Origin of the sequence: Acinetobacter pecorum, assembly GCF_014837015.1 — a bacterium.
GTDB classification, from domain to species: Bacteria; Pseudomonadota; Gammaproteobacteria; order Pseudomonadales; family Moraxellaceae; genus Acinetobacter; species Acinetobacter pecorum.
Genome location: NZ_JACSPT010000007.1, coordinates 83,067 through 102,993, shown reverse-complemented (window position 1 = coordinate 102,993; position 19,927 = coordinate 83,067). Strand labels below are relative to the sequence as shown.

The 19,927-nt window shown below is 43.3% G+C and carries 15 protein-coding genes and 1 pseudogene; 11 read left to right on the top strand and 5 right to left on the bottom strand.

What is annotated here, in order from left to right; translation table 11 throughout:
- Nucleotides 1-87 precede the first annotated feature (87 nt).
- The 3 genes from H9629_RS15465 to purL all read right to left on the bottom strand — a co-directional run bounded on the left by H9629_RS15465 (nucleotide 88) and on the right by purL (nucleotide 4,959).
- Complete coding sequence (locus H9629_RS15465; RefSeq protein WP_263600637.1) at nucleotides 88-213, bottom strand: KGW motif small protein; 126 nt, start codon at nucleotides 211-213, stop codon at nucleotides 88-90.
- A gap of 278 nt (nucleotides 214-491) precedes the next feature.
- Nucleotides 492-905 carry a hypothetical protein gene (locus H9629_RS07145; protein ID WP_064096241.1) on the bottom strand — a complete coding sequence of 138 codons (414 nt, stop codon included), beginning with the start codon at nucleotides 903-905 and terminating at the stop codon, nucleotides 492-494.
- Between the two features lie 220 nt (nucleotides 906-1,125).
- Nucleotides 1,126-4,959: a phosphoribosylformylglycinamidine synthase gene (gene purL, locus H9629_RS07140; protein ID WP_064102799.1), complete on the bottom strand. Its 3,834-nt coding sequence runs from the start codon at nucleotides 4,957-4,959 to the stop codon at nucleotides 1,126-1,128.
- A gap of 1,305 nt (nucleotides 4,960-6,264) precedes the next feature.
- Here purL and H9629_RS07135 point away from each other — a divergent pair.
- The 5 genes from H9629_RS07135 to ruvB all read left to right on the top strand — a co-directional run bounded on the left by H9629_RS07135 (nucleotide 6,265) and on the right by ruvB (nucleotide 11,535).
- Nucleotides 6,265-7,902 (top strand): sodium:solute symporter family transporter, encoded by a 1,638-nt coding sequence (locus H9629_RS07135; RefSeq protein WP_064096244.1) that lies wholly within the window; start codon nucleotides 6,265-6,267, stop codon nucleotides 7,900-7,902.
- Between the two features lie 11 nt (nucleotides 7,903-7,913).
- Nucleotides 7,914-8,045 (top strand): putative transporter small subunit, encoded by a 132-nt coding sequence (locus H9629_RS15340; protein ID WP_212839209.1) that lies wholly within the window; start codon nucleotides 7,914-7,916, stop codon nucleotides 8,043-8,045.
- Nucleotides 8,046-8,237: 192 nt separating this feature from the next.
- Entirely contained in the window at nucleotides 8,238-9,578 is a 1,341-nt protein-coding gene (locus H9629_RS07130; RefSeq protein WP_064096245.1) for a deoxyguanosinetriphosphate triphosphohydrolase, read from the top strand.
- Between the two features lie 113 nt (nucleotides 9,579-9,691).
- Nucleotides 9,692-10,294, top strand: a complete 603-nt coding sequence (ruvA, locus tag H9629_RS07125) for a Holliday junction branch migration protein RuvA (RefSeq protein WP_064096246.1) — start codon at nucleotides 9,692-9,694, stop codon at nucleotides 10,292-10,294.
- A 233-nt stretch (nucleotides 10,295-10,527) separates the two neighbouring features.
- Nucleotides 10,528-11,535: a Holliday junction branch migration DNA helicase RuvB gene (gene ruvB / locus H9629_RS07120; RefSeq protein ID WP_064096247.1), complete on the top strand. Its 1,008-nt coding sequence runs from the start codon at nucleotides 10,528-10,530 to the stop codon at nucleotides 11,533-11,535.
- A gap of 28 nt (nucleotides 11,536-11,563) precedes the next feature.
- Here the strand turns inward: ruvB and H9629_RS07115 are convergent, their stop codons facing one another.
- Together H9629_RS07115 and H9629_RS07110 are read right to left on the bottom strand one after the other, a co-directional pair.
- Nucleotides 11,564-12,181 (bottom strand): hypothetical protein, encoded by a 618-nt coding sequence (locus H9629_RS07115; RefSeq protein ID WP_191730799.1) that lies wholly within the window; start codon nucleotides 12,179-12,181, stop codon nucleotides 11,564-11,566.
- Nucleotides 12,182-12,316: 135 nt separating this feature from the next.
- Nucleotides 12,317-13,546 (bottom strand): acetamidase/formamidase family protein, encoded by a 1,230-nt coding sequence (locus H9629_RS07110; RefSeq protein ID WP_064102864.1) that lies wholly within the window; start codon nucleotides 13,544-13,546, stop codon nucleotides 12,317-12,319.
- 382 nt (nucleotides 13,547-13,928) lie between these two features.
- On the opposite strand from H9629_RS07110, the pseudogene H9629_RS07105 reads away from it, so the two are divergent.
- The 6 genes and pseudogenes from H9629_RS07105 to tolB all read left to right on the top strand — a co-directional run bounded on the left by H9629_RS07105 (nucleotide 13,929) and on the right by tolB (nucleotide 19,908).
- Nucleotides 13,929-15,272: pseudogene (locus tag H9629_RS07105) on the top strand (amidohydrolase).
- 268 nt (nucleotides 15,273-15,540) lie between these two features.
- On the top strand, nucleotides 15,541-15,948 hold the full coding sequence (ybgC, locus tag H9629_RS07100; RefSeq protein ID WP_004645668.1) for a tol-pal system-associated acyl-CoA thioesterase: 408 nt from the start codon (nucleotides 15,541-15,543) through the stop codon (nucleotides 15,946-15,948).
- Between the two features lie 27 nt (nucleotides 15,949-15,975).
- Nucleotides 15,976-16,674 carry a protein TolQ gene (gene tolQ, locus H9629_RS07095; RefSeq protein ID WP_004645669.1) on the top strand — a complete coding sequence of 233 codons (699 nt, stop codon included), beginning with the start codon at nucleotides 15,976-15,978 and terminating at the stop codon, nucleotides 16,672-16,674.
- The gene (gene tolR, locus H9629_RS07090; RefSeq protein ID WP_064096250.1) at nucleotides 16,674-17,123 is read left to right on the top strand and encodes a protein TolR; all 450 of its coding nucleotides are present in this window, start codon (nucleotides 16,674-16,676) and stop codon (nucleotides 17,121-17,123) included. Before tolQ ends, tolR begins: the two co-directional genes overlap by 1 nt.
- A gap of 3 nt (nucleotides 17,124-17,126) precedes the next feature.
- Nucleotides 17,127-18,422: a cell envelope integrity protein TolA gene (gene tolA, locus H9629_RS07085; protein ID WP_191730798.1), complete on the top strand. Its 1,296-nt coding sequence runs from the start codon at nucleotides 17,127-17,129 to the stop codon at nucleotides 18,420-18,422.
- A gap of 202 nt (nucleotides 18,423-18,624) precedes the next feature.
- Complete coding sequence (gene tolB, locus H9629_RS07080) at nucleotides 18,625-19,908, top strand: Tol-Pal system beta propeller repeat protein TolB (RefSeq protein ID WP_171254959.1); 1,284 nt, start codon at nucleotides 18,625-18,627, stop codon at nucleotides 19,906-19,908.
- Nucleotides 19,909-19,927 lie beyond the last annotated feature (19 nt).

Below are 19,927 nucleotides of genomic sequence, written 5' to 3'. Positions count from 1 at the left end.
TATATTTCTCATCCTTCAAAGTAACAATTCTATCTACACACCATACGTAAAAAGCCACCTCTCGGTGGCTTTTTCTAAATCTAAATATCAAGAACCCTGCATCAAACAACTGCCGAGTACAAACAATATTTGTAGGCTAACAACAAAGCCAAACAACCACCAACCTTTCTGACGCATTGTCGCCCTATCCATTATTCTAAATGTCTTTATCATGTCATCACCTCATACTTGAGAATTGATACTGAATCGATCTATTCCATCTTTCTTTTATAGTGCAATAAAGTTGTGCATAAAATATACCTTAACACTTTATCTATCATATGAAAGCAAAATTCAAACCAGATCAGCAGGAGAAATAAAATTAAAAAATCAAAATATTTAAAAAACAAAAGCCACCCAAAGGTGGCAATTCATGAAGCTAGTCTAAATAAAAATCTTTATATTATCCAGTTATAAGTATTTCTACTAGATCATCTTACCTAAGTTAAGTATTAGCAGGCCCGCCAAAATGGTCCTTCTGGACGCGGGAATTCACAGTTAAATGGTGAATTATTAAACCAGCCGGCATCAGTATCCCATTCTAATTCTGCCAGATTCAGTTGCTGCTGCTCGTTATATGCCTTAAACGCCATGTTATAACATGACTGGAAAGTTGGATTATTTACACGCGCCTCATATTGCTGGTCAAATTGGGTACGTTGTGCTGGAGGTAGCTGGCTAATGGTAGGTAGCTGAGACATAAGTTTAGCTGCTACAGGATCACATTGCTGAGCCATCTGTACTTGTAAGGCTAAACGTTTTTTCGCTTTTTCTTGTGCACGCTCCGCTTTTTGCTCGGGTGTCATCGCACAAGCAGCTAGAAATACACAAGTCGCTGTTAAACAAAACAGATTTATTCTTTTCATCTTGTGGACCCTCGGGGTTTTTAATTTTTCGAGTTTTAACAAATAGCTTACTCTTCTCATGCCTTTTTATATTTATGATTTTTGATATTCTTATGGTTAATTTGTAACCTATCTATATAAATTCAGTAGAATAATTAATAAATCATTCAGCTTTCTCTGAAAGCGGATATTCCAATAAAAAGGGCCGCTTTTGCGACCCTTTCTTGAAATTTAAAATGGATTAACCAATAAACTTACGTGCATTACGGAACATACGTAACCAGGCACCATCCTGATCCCAGTCTTCCGGTTTCCAAGAATGCTGAATCGCTCGGAAGTTACGTTCCGGATGTGGCATCATAATCGTTGCACGACCATCCTGCGACGTTACACCAGTAATACCTTCTGGTGAACCGTTCGGGTTCAATGGATACTGTTCAGTTGCATTGCCATGGCTATCGACATAACGTAAAACGACCTGATTCGATGCATTCAGTGCAGCAAAGTTTTCCGCAGTTGCAACCGCACGACCTTCACCATGCGCTACAGCGATCGGTAGAATCGAACCCTGCATATCTTGCAACAAGACAGAATTCGATTTTTCTACACGTACGTTCACTGCACGTGCTTCAAATACTTCTGACTTATTACGGTAGAAACGAGGCCAGTGTTCAGCACCCGGAATCAGTGGAGCCAATTGGGACAACATCTGGCAACCATTACAGATACCTAATGAGAAAGTTTCCTGACGGTTAAAGAATTTCTCAAACTGGTCACGTAACTTGGCATTGAATAAGACTGATTTTGCCCAGCCGCCGCCTGCACCCAGCACGTCACCATACGAGAAACCACCACAAGTTACCAAGCCTTCAAAATCATCCAGGCTGATACGACCTGCCAGCAAGTCACTCATATGTACGTCAACCGTATTGAAGCCGACTTTATCAAATGCTGCAGCCATTTCTACATGACCATTGACACCCTGCTCACGCAGAATTGCCATATTTGGACGACGCAAGTTAATGAAAGGCGCTTCAACAGGTTCGTTCAGGTCAAATGTCGGTTGAGCAATAATACCTTGGTGTGCTTTATCAGTAATTAACGCAAATTCCTGATCCGCCGTTTCCACGTTGTCACGCAGGCGCTGGATTTGATGTGATACTTCAGTCCAGGCCACTTGTAGATCAGCACGATCTAAGCTCAAGCCATTTACAGTTAAAGTATCTGTATTGTTGACAGTACCCACCACTGTAATTGCATCTTTAAGCGTAGATGCTGCAACTTCAGCCTGTAATACCTCCCAATCTGCTTTCGAGATTTGCAGCACTGCACCAATTTCTTCAGCGAACAGGCTTGCAACCGATTGCTCTTCAAGTGCGACACCAAGACGTGAAGCGAACATCATTTCTGCAACAGTTGCCAATAAGCCACCATCACCGATGTCATGGTACGCCTTGATCAAGCCACGGTTGTTCCATTCTTGAATCAATGTGAAGAATGTTTTGAAGTCATCAAAGCTATCAACATCAGGAGTAACCGAACCAATCGCTTTGTATACCTGCGCCAGAATCGAACCACCTAAACGGAACTGACCTTTAGACAGATCAATACGAACCAGTACAGATTCAATATCTTTCATTTCAGGCGTCAATGTCTTGCGCACATCAGTCACTGGTGCAAATGCGGTGATTACGCCTGACATTGGAGAAGTAACAGATTTGTCTTCACCTTCGTCATTCCAGGTGGTACGCATAGACAATGAGTCTTTACCCACCGGAATTGCAATACCCAGAGCCGGACACATTTCCATACCGATAGCTTTTACGCCTTCGAATAATGCCTGGTCTTCACCTTGTTGACCGGCAGCCGCCATCCAGTTTGCAGACAGTTTGATATCGCTGATTTTTTCAATCTTCGCAGACATGATGTTCGAGATCGATTCAGCAACTGATAAACGTGCAGACGCAGCAGGATTCAACAAGGCTACTGGTGGACGTTCACCCATTGCCATTGCTTCACCGGTGTAACCCACCAAGCTTGTTGTAGTCACAGCAGCATCCGCGACAGGAACCTGCCAGCGACCAACCATCTGGTCACGCGCAACCATACCGGTAATTGAACGGTCACCAATGGTGATCAGGAACGATTTAGAAGCAACAGTTGGATTCTTGATAACACGGTAGATTGCATCTTTCAGATCAGTGACTTTAGCCGCGTCAAAGTCATCGCCTTTGCGTTCAATCGTTTCATATGAACGACTCATACGTGGCGTACCACCAAGCATCACCTGCATTGGCATATCCACCGGCTTGTTGCCGAACAATGGATCTTCAACGGTTAAATGACGTGCTTCAGTCGCTTCACCCAGTACTGCAAACGGACAACGTTCACGCGCACAGATCGATTCAAATAATTCTAAAGAAGATGGACGAATCGCCAAAACATAACGTTCTTGCGCTTCGTTTGACCAGATTTCCATTGGAGACATACCTGGCTCAAGCGATGGAATCTTACGCAGATCCAGCACTGCACCAAGCTCGTGGTCATTCACCAGTTCAGGCATGGCATTGGAAATACCACCCGCGCCTACATCATGCACCGACACGATTGGGTTGTGATCTTCCATGCGCCAGCAGGTATCAATCACTTCTTGGCAACGGCGTTCCATTTCCGGATTTTCACGTTGTACCGAAGCAAAGTCCAGGTTCTCGCCCAATTTACCGCTGTCTACAGAAGACGCTGCACCACCGCCTAAACCAATAAGCATGGCTGGACCACCAAGAACGATCAATAAATCGCCCGGCTGAATCGGATCTTTTTCAACGTGATCCGGACGGATATTCCCGTAACCACCGGCAATCATGATTGGCTTATGGAAACCTTTAACATCGCCATTGACGTTTTGTTCAAAGGTACGGAAGTAACCGTTTAATGCAGGACGACCAAATTCGTTGTTAAACGCTGCACCACCCAATGGGCCTTCAATCATGATTTGAAGTGGAGATGCCATACGAGATGGTTTGCCGTAGTTTTCTTCCCAAGGCTGTTCAAAGCCTGGAATATTCAGGTTAGAAACAGTGAAACCTGTTAAACCTGCTTTTGGTTTACCACCCCGACCAGTTGCGCCTTCATCACGGATTTCACCGCCTGAACCTGTCGCAGCACCGGCAAATGGTGCAATCGCAGTCGGGTGATTATGCGTCTCTACCTTCATCAGGATATGTGCAGCCTGACTCTTGTACTTATAAACGTGTTGTCCACTATTTTCCAGGGTTGGATAGAAACGTTGCGTATCAAAACCCACAATCACTGAAGCGTTGTCTTTATAAGCTGACAATACGTCTGTTGGTGATTCTTTATACGTATTTTTGATCATCTGGAACAATGACAATGGCTGAACTTCACCATCAATTGTCCATTCTGAACCGAAGATTTTATGACGGCAATGCTCAGAGTTGGCTTGTGCAAACATCATCAGTTCAATGTCATTCGGATTACGACCCAGCTTGATGAAAGCTTCAGTCAGGTAATCAATTTCGTCCATTGATAATGCGAAACCAAATTCATTATTGGCTTTAACCAGCGCTTCTTTACCTTCCCCCAGAATATCAATGGAGTTCAATGGTTTGGGCGCCGTTTCCACAAATAATACCGCAGCATCTTCAATCGCATTGAATACGCTTTCGGTCATACGGTCGTGCAGGACCTGTAGAGCCTCTTTGGAAAGCTCTTTTGTGCCTTTCAAAGTAAATAAAACGCCGCGTTCTAAACGATGAACCGGCGTATTACAGTTTTTGAAAATATCCGTCGCTTTAGAGGACCAAGGAGAGATGGTTCCGACGCGCGGTGTGACTAAAATCTGAATTTCATCACTTGCAGCCTGGTGCAATTCAAAAGATTGACCATCGTTGAGAAGCTGTAAAGCTGATTGCTGTTGTTGCTCGCTGAGCGCTTGGTCAAAGAGGTAGACCCATTGACTTTCAATTGATTGAACAGAACTAATTGACGTCAAACGCGATAATAGTTGAGTTTTCTTAAAAGAAGAATGTGCGGGTGCACCGGCAACGATAAACATGCTGATTTTGGCTCCACGGGATGGTCTGAACAACCATGCCACAATGTGACTTGAGAGAGCGCATATTCTACTGTGAAATAAGGAAATCGGCTAGATGCCAAATCAGAAAACTATAGCTGAAATACCCTGGACTTTTAAAAAATTTTGTTTATTTTCAGTCAGGAAAATTGAATGTAGTCGCACAGGTTATCACATTTTTTTAAAGAAAAATCAAAACCAGTTCAGAATAATTTTATATATAAAAATTGTATTATTTTTCAACAACAATCATGACAAATTCTTGTTCAGATTGTATGGCTATAACTTGCCAAAACTCCTGTATAAAACAGAATAAAATACTTAAGAACCAGGTTTTTCATGAAGTTCTATTTTTGCACGCTGTTTTTAATTATTTTGATTGACTCTCACCTTTCACCCTCAAGATTAGAAAATTGGTTAAAGGTCTTCTGCCGTTCTGCACTACAAGGAACAGTTCTCTGCCCATCTCCTCCATTAGGGCACTAGAGGCAAATTACCACCCTCTATAAACGAATAATTAATACTGAGTGGTATTTTAATTTAACATAATCTTCAGAACAAAAACCGAACATCTATTCTCATCTTCTAAAAGAATAAAAATAAAATTCCTTATTTGATCCTTTTATTTTTTCATATTTGATGTTTATCTTCTTAGATCATAATTAAGTAAAATTTACTGATCTAAAAGACCAAAGATTATATCGATAAAATTACCCCATCATATCCAATATTTTGAAATTTCATCACTTATTCATTAGTTCTATTATGCGTAAAAAGCACAATATAAATAGCAAAACACCACTCGTATTTATGAAAAAATTTACCAGTAATTATGAGGACTATCTAAAAAAATAATGAAGAAATGATTAATAATAAAATTTTGTTACCTTTTTTATTTAATCCGTATTCTCAGTTTTTATTTAACTCAAAAATTTTAAAATAAATATTTGTAATTGCTAAAAAAATGACAAAAAAATATTTTTTTATTCAAAGGTAAGAGTAACGAGCTTACATCTCTATATCAGCCAGAAATCTTACAAAATAGATACTTCATCAGTAAATTTGATGATTTTATGTTAGGCTCTTGCTCCATTGCTGAGAAAACGTCCAAATTCCGGGCCTGGCAATGGTTTTTCCTTTCTGCTGTAGAGATGAATATAAATTCTATATTCGGACACTCACTTTTTGATGTTCTATAGCTTCACTGCTCTGTCTATTTTAGAGCCTTAATCTGTCACCAATGATTTAACTTTCAAAAACAAAAGGTGACCCGCTTAAGGAGTATGTATGTTTCAGTTCACTAGTACAGCAACTGTACTATTGATGGTGCTTTTCTATGGCATCACCTTTCTACTATCGTTACGCATTAAACAGAAAAATGAAAATGTCGATGGCTACATGGTTTCGAATGGCTCCATCGGATTTGGAATGTCTGCTGCCAGTATGACCGCCACCTGGATCTGGGCTGCCTCGTTTTATGCAGCAGCTTCATCCGGATATACATACGGCGTGTCTGGTGCCCTCCACTATGGTTTGTGGGGTGCGCTGATGATTTTATTTATCTATCCCTTTGGCAAGCGCTTTCGTGAACTGGCACCTAATGCACATACTTTGGCAGAAATCATGCATGCCCGGCATGGCAATCAAAGTCAGATGATTCTGGCAGGTTCCAATATTGTGGGTAGCGTGATCAGCCTGATGGTGAACTTTACCGCTGCCGGGGCACTGGTTGAAATTTTATCTCCTTTAAGCTTTATCCATGGCGTGCTGATTACTGGTATCGGTGTACTGTCCTATACCCTCTGGTCGGGGTTCCGTTCCTCAGTCTTTACCGATTTTGGTCAACTGGTGGCAATGATTGTCGCGGCTGTGATCATTATTCCAACCTTATTCTTTACCTTAGGTGGGCCATCCCTGTTTCAAAGCGGAATTCATCACCTGCAACCGGAACAGCTGGATTTTTTCTCTAAAACAGCCTTTTTGGAACAAGGCGCACCATTTTTTGTTGCCGTATTGGCCTATGCGATTGGTAATCAGACCATTGCCCAGCGCCTGTTTGCAGTCCGTGAAGACCTGATCAAACCGAGTTTTATCACTGCAACCATTGGTTATGCTGCAATTGTCATTGGTCTAGGCATGCTTGGATTACTGGCACTATTTGCAGGTATTCAACCCATTGATGGCAACCTGAATAACCTGATTCCACAAATGGCAGCGACTTATCTTTCGCCATTTATGGTCGCGCTGTTATTCATCATGGTGATTGGAGCCCTGTCTTCTACCGCTGACTCGGATCTGTCTGCTCTGTCTGCGATTGTCATGACGGACATTTATGGCAAACAGATTGCGAAAAACCGCCCTGATCCAAAGAAAATGCTATTTATTGGCCGTATGACCATGATCGTTGCCACCATGCTTGGAATTTTGATTGCCACCTTGAAATTTGACATTTTGTCGATGCTGATTTTTGTGGGTGCGCTTTGGGGCTCTATTGTGTTCCCGGTGATTGTCAGCCTGTATTGGGACAAGGTGAATGCCCGGGCCTTTAACTGGTCAGTGGGCCTGGCATTTTTAAGCTTTCTGATTGTACGTTTTGAATGGCTTCCGATTCAGGGAATGATCGCACTTGGCTTTGAACTCATTGCGACCCTGGGGATTGGTGTGGTGCTGGGTCTGATGACCTTTGGTTTCTTTGGCAAGAAAGTGGGTATGGTCGTTGGTATATTGGCCAGTATTGGCTTCATGCCATGGACCACCGGCTTTTTGCGTGAATACGGCACCTTGTTAAGCTCACTGACAGCGTATGGCAGTAGTGCGCTGGTATGTACTGTGTTGACGCTGATCTACAGTAAAGAACGATTTGATTTTAAACAAATCAATAAGATGGTGATTGAATTTCACCAGCTATCTGAGAAAAGTAAATAAGGAGAGTTCAGATGACAAGTCAATTATTGACCCTATATGTACTTTTTTGGCCATTAGTGGCAAGCCTGGTCCTGTTCACGATTTGCCTGAATGTCTATAAAGACACACAACAGGCCAAGAAAAATGGTAAAGAGCTAATCTGATTCTTTACCGTATAAAGCAGGTTTAATAGCCTGCTTTTTTATTGTTCATTTGATAATTTTGATTTTTAATTCTCAGTCTTTTACAGCTGGCTAAAATAACCATATGCAGCATGACAATTCATGTCGCACTGCCCTAGTCCCCGAACCAGTTTTTTGGCATGATGCAAACAGTTAATAACTGAATAATGATAAATGACTCAAATGCGTTGGTTAGAACTGCTCTCGACAGTTCGGATGGGTAGTAAAAAGCAAAAAACTGAACTGGCACGCAGCCCGTTCCATAAAGACTATGACCGTATTATTTTTTCACACAGTTTCCGTCAGTTAAACCGCAAAACCCAGGTCCATCCACTGACTCAGCATGACGGGATTCATACCCGTTTGACCCATTCGCTTGAGGTCTCCTGTATTGGCCGTTCATTGGGTATGCTGGCTGCCGAAAAAATCAAAGATAATTTACCTGCCTGGATTTCTCCGGCTGATGTTGGTGCCATCATTCAGGCCGCCTGTCTGGCACATGATATTGGTAATCCACCTTTTGGCCATGCCGGCGAATATGCCATTCGGGAGTGGTTTGACGATGCATCACATACCGACTTCTTAAACAACCTGAGTCCCGAACAGGAAGCGGATGTCCGTCAGTTTGAAGGTAATGCCCAAGGCCTGCGTCTGCTGACCAAGATTGACTATCATCCTAATGATGGCGGTATGCGTCTGACCTATGCCACTCTGGGTGCTTATCTCAAATATCCGTGGCTCTCGCAGACCATTGACCCGACCGGCAACACGCCAGCCAGCCGTCGTCCGAAATTCGGCTGCTACCAGTCTGAAAAAGAGGTTTTGCAGGAAATTGCTGAACATTTGGGCCTGATCCAGCTAGGTGACTATCATTATTGCCGACATCCCCTGACCTATCTTTTAGAAGCTGCGGATGATATCTGCTATGCCCTGATTGATCTGGAGGATGGTATCAGCCTGAATATGCTCAGCTATGCGGAAGTTGAACCAGTCTTTCTGAACTTGCTGGGTGATTATGGTATACCTGAAGAAATCAATATGCCTTATACCACCTGGCAACAAAAAATTGCCGCGCTGCGTGGCCGGGTAATGAAACGTCTGGTAGAAGAAGTTACTACAGCATTTGCACGACATCAGCAGGAAATTCTGATGGGCCAATTGCAAGGCTCATTGCTGGGTTATTGTAGTGCTGATATTGAAATGGGTATTAACCGGGCCAAAGAACTGGCGCGAGACAAAATCTTTGAACATCCGCAAAAAGCAGGTCTGGAAATTATCGCGCATCAAAGTCTGCAAACCATTCTGGATGCCTTTATTCCTTTGACCACGCCACACAAAACCTTAAGCTTTAAGGAACAACGTTTAATGGCTATTTTAAAACGCTCAGGTGCATATTTTGCAAATGATCACTATGCCAATATCATGCAGGTGCTGGATATTGTCTCCAAGTTTTCTGATCATCAGGCTTATAATCTGGCGCAGGAACTGCATGGCAATAAAGCCGGCTTGCTTTAAGCAGTGAAGACCTGATGAAAATCTCAGCAAAATCACTGCTTTTAACTGATAGAGTTTTGCCTTTATCAAAAATGCTGACTACTATGCCTGTATTAAATTTGAGTATATAAAAAATGATTGGATGCCTGATTGGGGAAGTGCTGGCGCTGGAAGCACCGACTGTTTTATTAAATGTGAACGGCGTAGGTTATGAGATTGACACCCCTTTAACCACTTTCTGTCAGTTGCAAAAAGGCCAGAAAATTACCCTGTGGACCCATCTGGCTGTTCGTGAAGATGCCCAGTTACTTTATGGCTTTATCAATGCGCAAGAAAAAACCATTTTCCGTACCTTATTAAAGGTGAACGGCGTTGGTCCGAAAATGGCGCTTGGTATCCTTTCCACTTTAAGTGTGGAAATGCTGATCCACACCGTTGAACATGAAGATATCAATACTCTGGTCAAGGTTCCGGGGGTGGGTAAAAAGACTGCAGAACGCCTGATGATTGAATTACGTGACCGCTTTAAAGCCATGGCTTCAGGTGCTGCACCAAGTAATTCAACTGCACCACAAATTCAGTTTATGAGTAATTCAGCCGTGGCTGAAGCGGAAGCAGCATTACAGTCGTTGGGCTATAAACCTGCTGAAGCACAAAAACTGGTGAATGCTGCCAAAGGTGAATTTACTGAAGCCAGCGATATTATCCGCGCTGCATTAAAGTCGATGAATAAGTAATAGCACAGATACTGGATATAGAATTTATGCCAGTATCAGAATCTGCCTAGCGACATGGATGTCGCCTGCTAAACTGTGCGATCAGGATGTAGCATCAGTTTAACAAATGGGTTTTGTTACTTTTGCCCAGTCAAAAGTAAGAGCATGCCGACTTAATGGCATAGAAATTCCAAGAGCATTTTGAGGCTATGACTTTATTCACCTCAAATAAACCATAGAGATTAACTCAAAAGATGCAAGACCGTCTCATCAGTGGTTCTGAAAAACCCGAAGATCACTTTGATCGTGCCATCCGTCCGACTTCCCTAGATGACTATATCGGTCAGCCGGTGGTCCGTGAGCAAATGGAAATTTTCATTGGCGCAGCCCGTGGCCGTGAAGAAGCTCTCGATCACACGCTGATCTTTGGCCCGCCAGGTCTGGGTAAAACGACATTGGCCAATATTATTGCCCGTGAAATGGGGGGCAATCTCAAGTCAACCTCTGGCCCGGTACTAGAACGTGCCGGTGATTTAGCAGCCATGCTAACGAATCTGGAAGAAGGCGATGTCCTGTTTATTGACGAGATTCACCGTCTTTCACCGGTCATTGAAGAAATCCTGTATCCGGCGATGGAAGATTATCAACTCGACATCATGATTGGTGAAGGCCCGGCTGCCCGTTCGATTAAACTGGATTTACCGCCATTTACCTTGGTAGCTGCAACTACACGTGCCGGTTTATTGACTTCACCACTGCGTGACCGTTTTGGAATCGTGCAACGTTTAGAGTTTTATTCGGTTGAAGATTTAACCCACATTGTCAAACGTTCAGCCAATTTGATGGATGTACCGATGACGGGAGATGGTGCAAAAGAAATTGCCCGTCGTTCACGAGGTACACCACGTATTGCTAACCGTTTATTGCGTCGTGTGCGTGACTATGCTCAGGTCAAAGGTACTGGTGAAATCAATCAGGATATGGCACAACGTGCTTTGGACATGCTCAAAGTCGATAAAGATGGTCTAGATACTTTAGACCGCCGTTATTTATCAATGTTGCTTGAACGTTTTGATGGCGGCCCTGCTGGCGTAGAAGCGCTCGCAGCAGCCATGGCAGAAGATTCTGGTACGTTGGAAGATGTCATTGAGCCTTACCTGATTCAGCAAGGTTATGTGATGCGAACTGCGCGTGGTCGTATTGCCACCAATATGGCGTATTTGCAGTTTGGGATGACACCGCCTGAGCCGAAAGACAAGTGATTTATAAGGGAGGTTTATTCTCCCTTTTCTATAACTGAATCATCAATCTTAGTTTAAAAAGGATTGTCTCAAATTTTTTAATAAATTCATCATTTTTTAAGCGAATAATGTTTTCATCTCGTTCATCAGATAACATTTTGTTTGACAGTATTAATAGCTCCATCATCTCTTGCTGTAGCTCATATTGATTGGAATCTATTGGATTGAAATTAAGAAATACCTTATATGTAACTTCGCCTATTTTTTCTTTATTTTCTAAAAATAACTTTTTGAATTTTTTAAATTCTTTGTGGAAAAAACTCCCATCTTCTTTGAAGTAAAAAACTTGAATATAGTAATATTTGAAATTCTGGATAACGCTAATATATTCATAAATACTATCTCTTAATTTATCGACTTCTGCTTTTCTATTAATGATTCTTAGCTCTGCTAATTTTAATTCATTTTGTTTTTCAATTAATAGCTTATTAGATTCTATTTGACTCTTCGTAGATTGCCTCACAATGTGAATTGTTACTAAGAATGCCAAAACCGATACTACTAAAGCACCTATAGCAACCAAGTCTGTATCTTGTTCAACTTTAACAACTAACATTGAATCTTTTGGCTGCTGTAAAACCACAGCTTGATTTTGTTGTTCTTCCACGTTTCCCCATATATTTTATTTGATTGTTTATTTCTCGCATTCTAAACATTTTCAAGGTATCAAAAATTAAAAAGCCAACTGACCATGTCTAATCAGTTGGTAAAAGCACAAAATAAAAAAACTAAATAAAAAAAATTACTTCTCTTCTTTCTTAAACTCCTTAAAATCCGCCTTGCGAATCATGGCATGAATACCTTTGGTTTTATCGACCACTTGTGATACTTCAAAGTCAGTGGCAGCACTTAAGTAGGCATAGGCAATTTCTTCAGAAATGCCATATTCATTGACCAGAAAACGAATCGCTTCACGGGTAGATTTACGCATAGCTTCATCTAAATCTTCATCCAGACCCGGTGTGATCCAGAATTCAGCATTTTCAGCCAGCGGCTGTTTAATCTCTGCACCCGGAATTTTGTCTTTTCCAGATTTAAGCAAAGTGAATTTTAAAGTCGCACGTGCTGATCCTTCCAAGGCAGTTAAAGCCACCTCGCCATCGCCTTGTACAAAGTGACTATCGCCTGTATAGAATAAAGCACCTGGCACTTGTACAGGATAATAAGCCGTTGCGCCTGCTCCTAATTCATTGATGTCGATATTTCCGCCATAAAATGATGGTGGCACAGAATGCACAGGCTCACTGGTATTCGGTGCAACGCCCATCGTGCCCATAAACGGATTCAGCGGGAAACGTATCGCTTTGCCAGATTCAGTTTTTAAAACGCCTTCCCATACGCCATCCGCATTTTTCTCAATTGGGGTAAAAATGGACACGTTGCCATAAGTCTCCGGATTGGTTGGAGATGCATGCTCATGTTTCTGACGTTTCGGGAATTCGGGTAAGGTCCCTTTGCCATGACGGTTTGAAATCACGCCATAAGGCACACGCGGTTCAACTTTTAGAATCTCCACCTTTAGAATATCGCCCGGCATTGCCCCTTCTACATAGACAGGCCCGGTAATAATGTGTGGCCCATCTTTATGGAAATCATGTTTTAATGTGGAATTCGTGATCAGCTTGGCTTCATCTAAAACATGCTCAGGCTTGACACCTTTTGAGGTGAAATATTTCTCTGCATTGCGGCCCTGATCTTCTAGCAGCCCTTCATGGGAAACCGTATCGAAAGTAACTGTGCTACCTGAAGGGACAGTCAAAACAGGTTTTGCATCTTTATTTGGCAGATAACCCCACGTAATCGTATTCAAGGTACTCGGCACATAATAATGACCTTTATATTCACCACTTTTGAGTAATGTCGGTTTATTTTCCAGCTGTTTCAGTATTTTAAAGTCTTCAGCCCATATGCTTGTCGAAATAAAACTTAAGCTTGAAGCCACTGCCAGAGATAAAGCCAAAGGTTTTAACATGTGTTCAATTTCCGTCATAAAAAATATTACGGAAGAGTGAATGCAATCTAAGTGCCAAAATTATTTTAAGAGGTTTAAAAAAAATCTTCACTTCATCCAGGCTATAGATATAAATGGAATCATTTTTTCTTTTTCCTAATCATTTTTCATGTGGTTATTTTTATCATTCCCATACCTTATAAATATAAAAAATTAATATAGATACATATTTTTACAATGTAAAAGAGAAAATAAAGCTCTTTGAGAACAGCTATTAACACCTAGAATACCTTTAAAGTATCAAAAAATACTTAGAGGGTTTTGGTCGAATTTAGATCAGTATGCCATCCTAAAGAATCACTTTAACCGTTTAAAATTCTTAAGGTTCTCCCGAAGTATGAACATGTATAAGCAGATCTCCCTTTGTCTCCCTCTTCTTTTCTGTAGCCAGTTCAGCCTGGCCGACTGGATTGATGATTCTGTACAAGCTGCTGAAGCACACACCATCAAATTACGCCAGCATATCCACCAGCATCCTGAACTGGGCAACATGGAATTCAAAACCTAGGAACTGGTCCAAAAAGAATTAAAATCCTACGGTATTGAAGTACGTAAAGGCTATGCCAAAACCGGTGTAATCGGTGTATTAAAAGGTGCAAAACCCGGCCCTGTGATGGCCTTACGCGCAGATATGGATGCATTGCCAATCAAGGAAACTGCACCGGTGTCTTTTGCAAGCAAACAAAAAGCCATTTATCAAGGCAAAGAAGCCTATGTGATGCATGCCTGTGGTCATGACGCACATACTGCCATGCTCCTGGGGGCAGCCAAAGTTCTGGCCGCCAATAAAGATAAAATTGCAGGCACAGTGGTGTTCGTATTCCAGCCGGCCGAAGAAGGCGGTGCAGATATCGATAACTTCACTCATGGAGATCAGATTGGCTCCCGCAAAATGATTGCCGATGGTGCGTTGAACAGTCCGAAACCTGAAGTGATTTTCGGGATGCATGTAATGGCAGGCATGCCAAGTGGCAATATTTTCTATAAAGATGGTGCAATTTTAAACAGTGCCGATCATCTACGTATTCAGGTCAATGGCAGTCAGGTACATGGTTCCATGCCTTGGGCAGGTAAAGACCCGATCTATGCTTCTGCCCAGATGGTGACCAATTTACAAAGTCTGATCAGCCGTAAAGCTGACCTGACTAAAGGGATGGGTGTGGTGAGTATCAGCAGTATTCAGGGCGGCACCACCGGTAACGTCATTCCAGATCAGGTCAATATGGTCGGAACTATTCGCTCCAATAGTGAAGATGTACGTCAGGGCATTTTAAAAGACTTGCCGAAAATGCTGGAACACAATGCCGCAGCCAATGACGTTAAGGTGAAAGTCGAAATTGCACCTTATGCCCCGGTAACCACCAATGATAAAACCTTGACTGAATTAATGCGCCCGACATTGGCGAGCGTGCATGGTGAAGATAAATTGCATGTTTTAGATAACAATGCCAGCGCCAGTGAAGACTTTGCTTACTATGGCCAGCTTATGCCATCCTTATTTGTCTTTGTCGGTGCCACACCGGCAGATCAGGACCCGGCAAAAGCCGCACCGAACCACAACCCGAATTTCATTGTCGATGATGCGACCTTGAAAACCGGAGTCGAAAGCCATGTTCGTTTTATTCTGGACTATCCAAAAGTGGCTGAGCAGGTTCAGGCCAACTGGAAACAGAAAGATAAAAGTTAATCATCTGCTACAAAAAATGCGCGACTCAATAGACTCGCGCATTTTAGTAGCTGCTGCTGTTTCATAAATGAGCTGTTAATTGTCCTCTATCCTAACTTACCCACTTTCATCCAGATTTGACATCTTGTGCCATTGGTCTCAAAACTCACAATGCTAAACTTTGAGCCGCTAAATTGCTTGACTTTTGGCAGGAATCCGGCAAATTCTAAGCCTCCTCCTGCCTCAAAAAAACAAGCAAAAATTTCGAAAATCTGCATGGAACAAAACTATGGCGAATCACTTTGAATTCAATATCCGCGTTTATATTGAAGATACTGATGCGGGTGGCATTGTCTATCACGCCAATCATATTCGCTATATGGAACGTACCCGTACCGAGTGGTTACGTGCCGCTGGAGTGAGTCATTACTGGCATCAGACAGACTACAACTTTGTGGTGCATAAAATTAATGTTAAATACATGCGTCCGATCCTGATGGATGACTTAATTACTGTTACAGCACGTGTTATTTCATGTAAAGCTTCATCATTTGTATTGCAACAAAATATTTATCGTGGTGAAATCATGCTTGCATCAGGTGAGGTTGAGTTGGCATGTATCAGTGCAGAGATGCGACCACGTCGACTCCCGGATGAAATCCGCGAACTAATTCAAAAAGAATTGGAACAAGACTAAAAAAATTTATTGGCACACGTAACAACTATGGCGACTCAGTTAGAATCATCTCTTCAAGTTTCAGATCTTATTTTACAAGCAAGCCCTGTCGTACAACTGGTGATGCTTTCTCTGCTGTTAGCCTCAATATATAGCTGGTATCTGATTGCCAGGCTCTACATGAGTTATAAGAAAGCCCAGGCCGATGATGAACATTTTCAGAAAATCTTTTGGTCTGGTGCTGAGCTGAATACTCTGTATAACAATGCACAACTCAATTCTAAACGTACCGGCCTTGAAGATATTTTCTATCAGGGTCTGGGCGAATTCCTGAAACTGAAAAAACGCCATGCGCCAACTGCCCAGTCGATTGAAGGAACAGAGCGTATTCTGCGTGTCGGTTTAAGCCGTGACCAAGGTCATCTGGAACAAGGTCTGGGCGCATTGGCGAGTATTGGTTCGGTCGCGCCTTATGTCGGTCTGTTCGGTACAGTCTGGGGCATTATGAATGCCTTTATTGGCCTGGCAGATGTCGATCAGGTAACGCTAGCCACAGTCGCACCCGGTATTGCCGAAGCACTAATTGCAACAGCGATCGGTCTGTTCGCAGCTATTCCAGCGGTATTGGCTTTCAACCATTTTACGGCCAAAGGTGAAACGGTCTACTCTGACCGTGCGCTGTTTGCCGAAGAAATGGTAGCGCTATTGCAACGTCAGTCTGTGGGCGTAACTCAGGACAAAGACTAATGGCGATTCAAGGTTCAGGACGCTTTCAGCGTATTAAAAAGCCACTGAAAAGTGACATGAATGTGGTGCCGTATATCGATGTCATGCTGGTACTTCTGGTGATCTTTATGGTCACCGCCCCGATGATTACCAGCGGCATCAAGGTCGATTTGCCTCAGGCCAACGGTTTGCCGATCGAATCCAAGGATGCGCCGACAATTGTCACACTCAAAGAAGATGGTTCATATTATCTAGAATATAAAAATCAGGCGACTGGTCCGGTCACACTGGAAGAATTAACCCGTACGCTTGTTGATGCCCAAACCCAGGCACAAAATGAAAACAAGGTGCTGAATGTCGTGATCAATGGCCATAATACCCGTCCTTATGGTGAGGTCATGGCCTTGATGTCGAGCCTGCAAGATGCTGGCCTTTCTCAGGTCGGTTTACTGACCAAACCCCTAGAATAAAGTATGAAAAATTATCAGAAACCGCCCTTTCAAAAAAAAGCAATTGCGATTGGATTTACGCTCGGCATCCATGCAGTGGCTTTGGTGGGCCTGCTTTTTCTAGGGATGAGTAAACCCCCTGAACCACCGAAACAGATTAAAACTGTTCTGATCAAGCCAGAGGAGCTCAAGCCGGTCACTCGTGAAGAAACTGAATTTGAGGAGACTGCACATAACAATGTTGCAGAAGAAATCACTCAAACGGCAGAACCTAGTATAGAACCCGCTCCTGTCATTCCAACTGCAGCCCCTGCTGTACCTGTTACTCCACCTGCGCCAAAAGTCGATACACAAAAAGCCAAGCAGGAACTGAAAGCCGCAGAGGCAGCACAAGCCAAGGCTGCACAGCAAGCAGCTGAAGCAGCAAAACGTGCCCAAGCCGCTAAACAGGCCAAACAGGCAGCAGCCAAAGCTAAAGCAGAGGCAGCGCAAAAATCCAAGGCGGAAGCCGAAGCTGCACGCCAAGCTGAACTGGATGCACAGCGCAAAGCCGATGCTGCACAAAAAGCAAAACTGGAAGCACAGAAAAAAGCCGATTTAGCTGCCAAGCAAAAAGCAGAGGCTGCATCGAAAGCCAAAGCAGAGGCTGAGGCCAAACGTAAGGCCGATGCTGCAGCAAAAGCCAATAATGATGCAGCGGCGAAACGCAAAGCGGACGCTGATGCCAAAGCCAAAGCGGATGCAGCCGCTAAAGCTAAAGCCGATGCAGCAGCTAAAGCCAAAGCTGACGCGGCAGCTAAGGCTAAAAATGATGCAGAGGCGAAACGCAAAGCGGACGCTGATGCGAAAGCCAAAGCAGATGCAGTAGTCAAAGCCAAAGCCGATGCAGCAGCTAAAGCCAAAGCTGACGCGGATGCCAGACGTAAGGCAGATGCAGAAGCCAAAGCTAAAGCGGATGCCGATGCGCGAGCCAAGGCAGATGCAGAGGCCAAAGCATCCGCTGCCAAACAGGCTGCTGAAGAAGCGGCACAGAAAAAAGCGGAATCGAAACGGATTGCATCCACCGCAAAACGTGATTTTGAAAATAAAATCAAACGTGCCTGGGATACGCCAGTAGGTTCTTCAGGTCAAAAAGCGACTGCTCGTGTCACCCTAAGCGATAGCGGTTCTGTGGTTTCTGTAATCGTGAATTCGAGTGACCCGGACATGAAGGCCAGTGTAGAAGCTGCAGTACGTGCTGCTGCTCCTTATCCAATGCCTTCCGATCCGGATGCCCGCCGTGAAGCACGAAGTTTTACTTCAACCTTTACAGCTCAATAAAAAAACCAGCCGTCATCAAGAACAGGTGTTATGGCTGATTTTTTAAGTTAAACTTCAATTGAAATAGCTTAAACAATATTCACTTTTCACAGTGTGATAACAGTTGAGTGAAAAATTCTGGGTTTTGTTCGTATCAATTCATGCGATGATGGAGCCCGATCACTTATAGAATAACTCCGTTGATTTGAGTAAATAACGAATGATGGAAAAAACTCGCAAACACCTGCTCTGCCTTGCAGTCCTGACAAGCTTGGGCACAATCATTACTACCCAGTCACAGGCTCAGCTACATCTGGAAATTACCAAAGCGCCGGAAGCTGCGCCGAAAATTGCCATTGTGCCTTTTAGCCAGGACCAGAGTATTTACCCTATTGTAGAAAATGACCTGAATCGTTCCGGCAGATTTACCAGCGCTTCAAAAAATCTGCCTGCTACTGCCGCAATGAATACTCCGAATGCAGAAGCATGGGCAAGCGCAGGTGTTCCCTATGTAGTGACCGGTTCTTCCAAGACCAATCCCGATGGCTCTTTTAGTATTCAGTATCAACTGTATGATGTGGAAAAAAGGCAGTATCTGCTCAATGAACTGTTGACTGTGCCGGCGTCGCGCACCCGTCAGGCAGCACATATGATCAGTGATGCCATTTATCAGGCATTAACCGGTATTCCTGGAGATTTTAGCGGTCGGATTGCTTATGTGCTGCGTAACCCGGCAACCCCTGAGCAACGTTATACCCTACAGATTGCCGATACGGATGGTGAACAGCCAAAAACAATTTTGACTTCCCGTGATCCGATTTTATCACCAGCTTGGACACCGGATGCGAAAAAGATTGCCTATGTATCTTTTGAAACCAAACGTCCAGCCATTTATGTACAGGATCTGGCGACCGGTCAACGTGAAAAGCTGGCCAGTTTCCGTGGCTTAAACGGCGCACCGAGTTTCTCGCCAGATGGCAAGAGCATGCTGTTTACTGCTTCAATGCACGGCAACCCGGAGATCTACCAGATGAATCTGGAGACACGCCAGTTAAAACGCATGACCAATGACAGTGCCATTGACACCGAAGCACGTTATTCACCAGATGGCAAATCCTTTATTTTTACGTCAGATCGTGGTGGTTCTCCACAGATCTACCGTTATGATTTTAATGGTGAAAGTACCAAACGTCTGACGTTCCGCGGTGCCTTCAATGCCCGTGCGACTCTAAGCGCAGATGGCAAGAAACTTGCACTGGTTCATCGCCCAAGTGGCAGTAATTATAAAGTGGCCGTACAGGATATCAGCTCAGGTGTGACCAACATCCTGACTCCGACCAGCCTGGATGAATCACCAAGCTTCTCGCCAAATGGTCAGATGGTGGTCTATGCCACACGCGAAGGTAATCGTGGATTATTATCCATTATGTCGTTAGATGGTCGTTTCCGTATGAATCTGCCAAGCGAAACTGGTGAAGTTCGTGAACCCGCCTGGGCACCAAAATAATAGTTGAATACTTAAAACC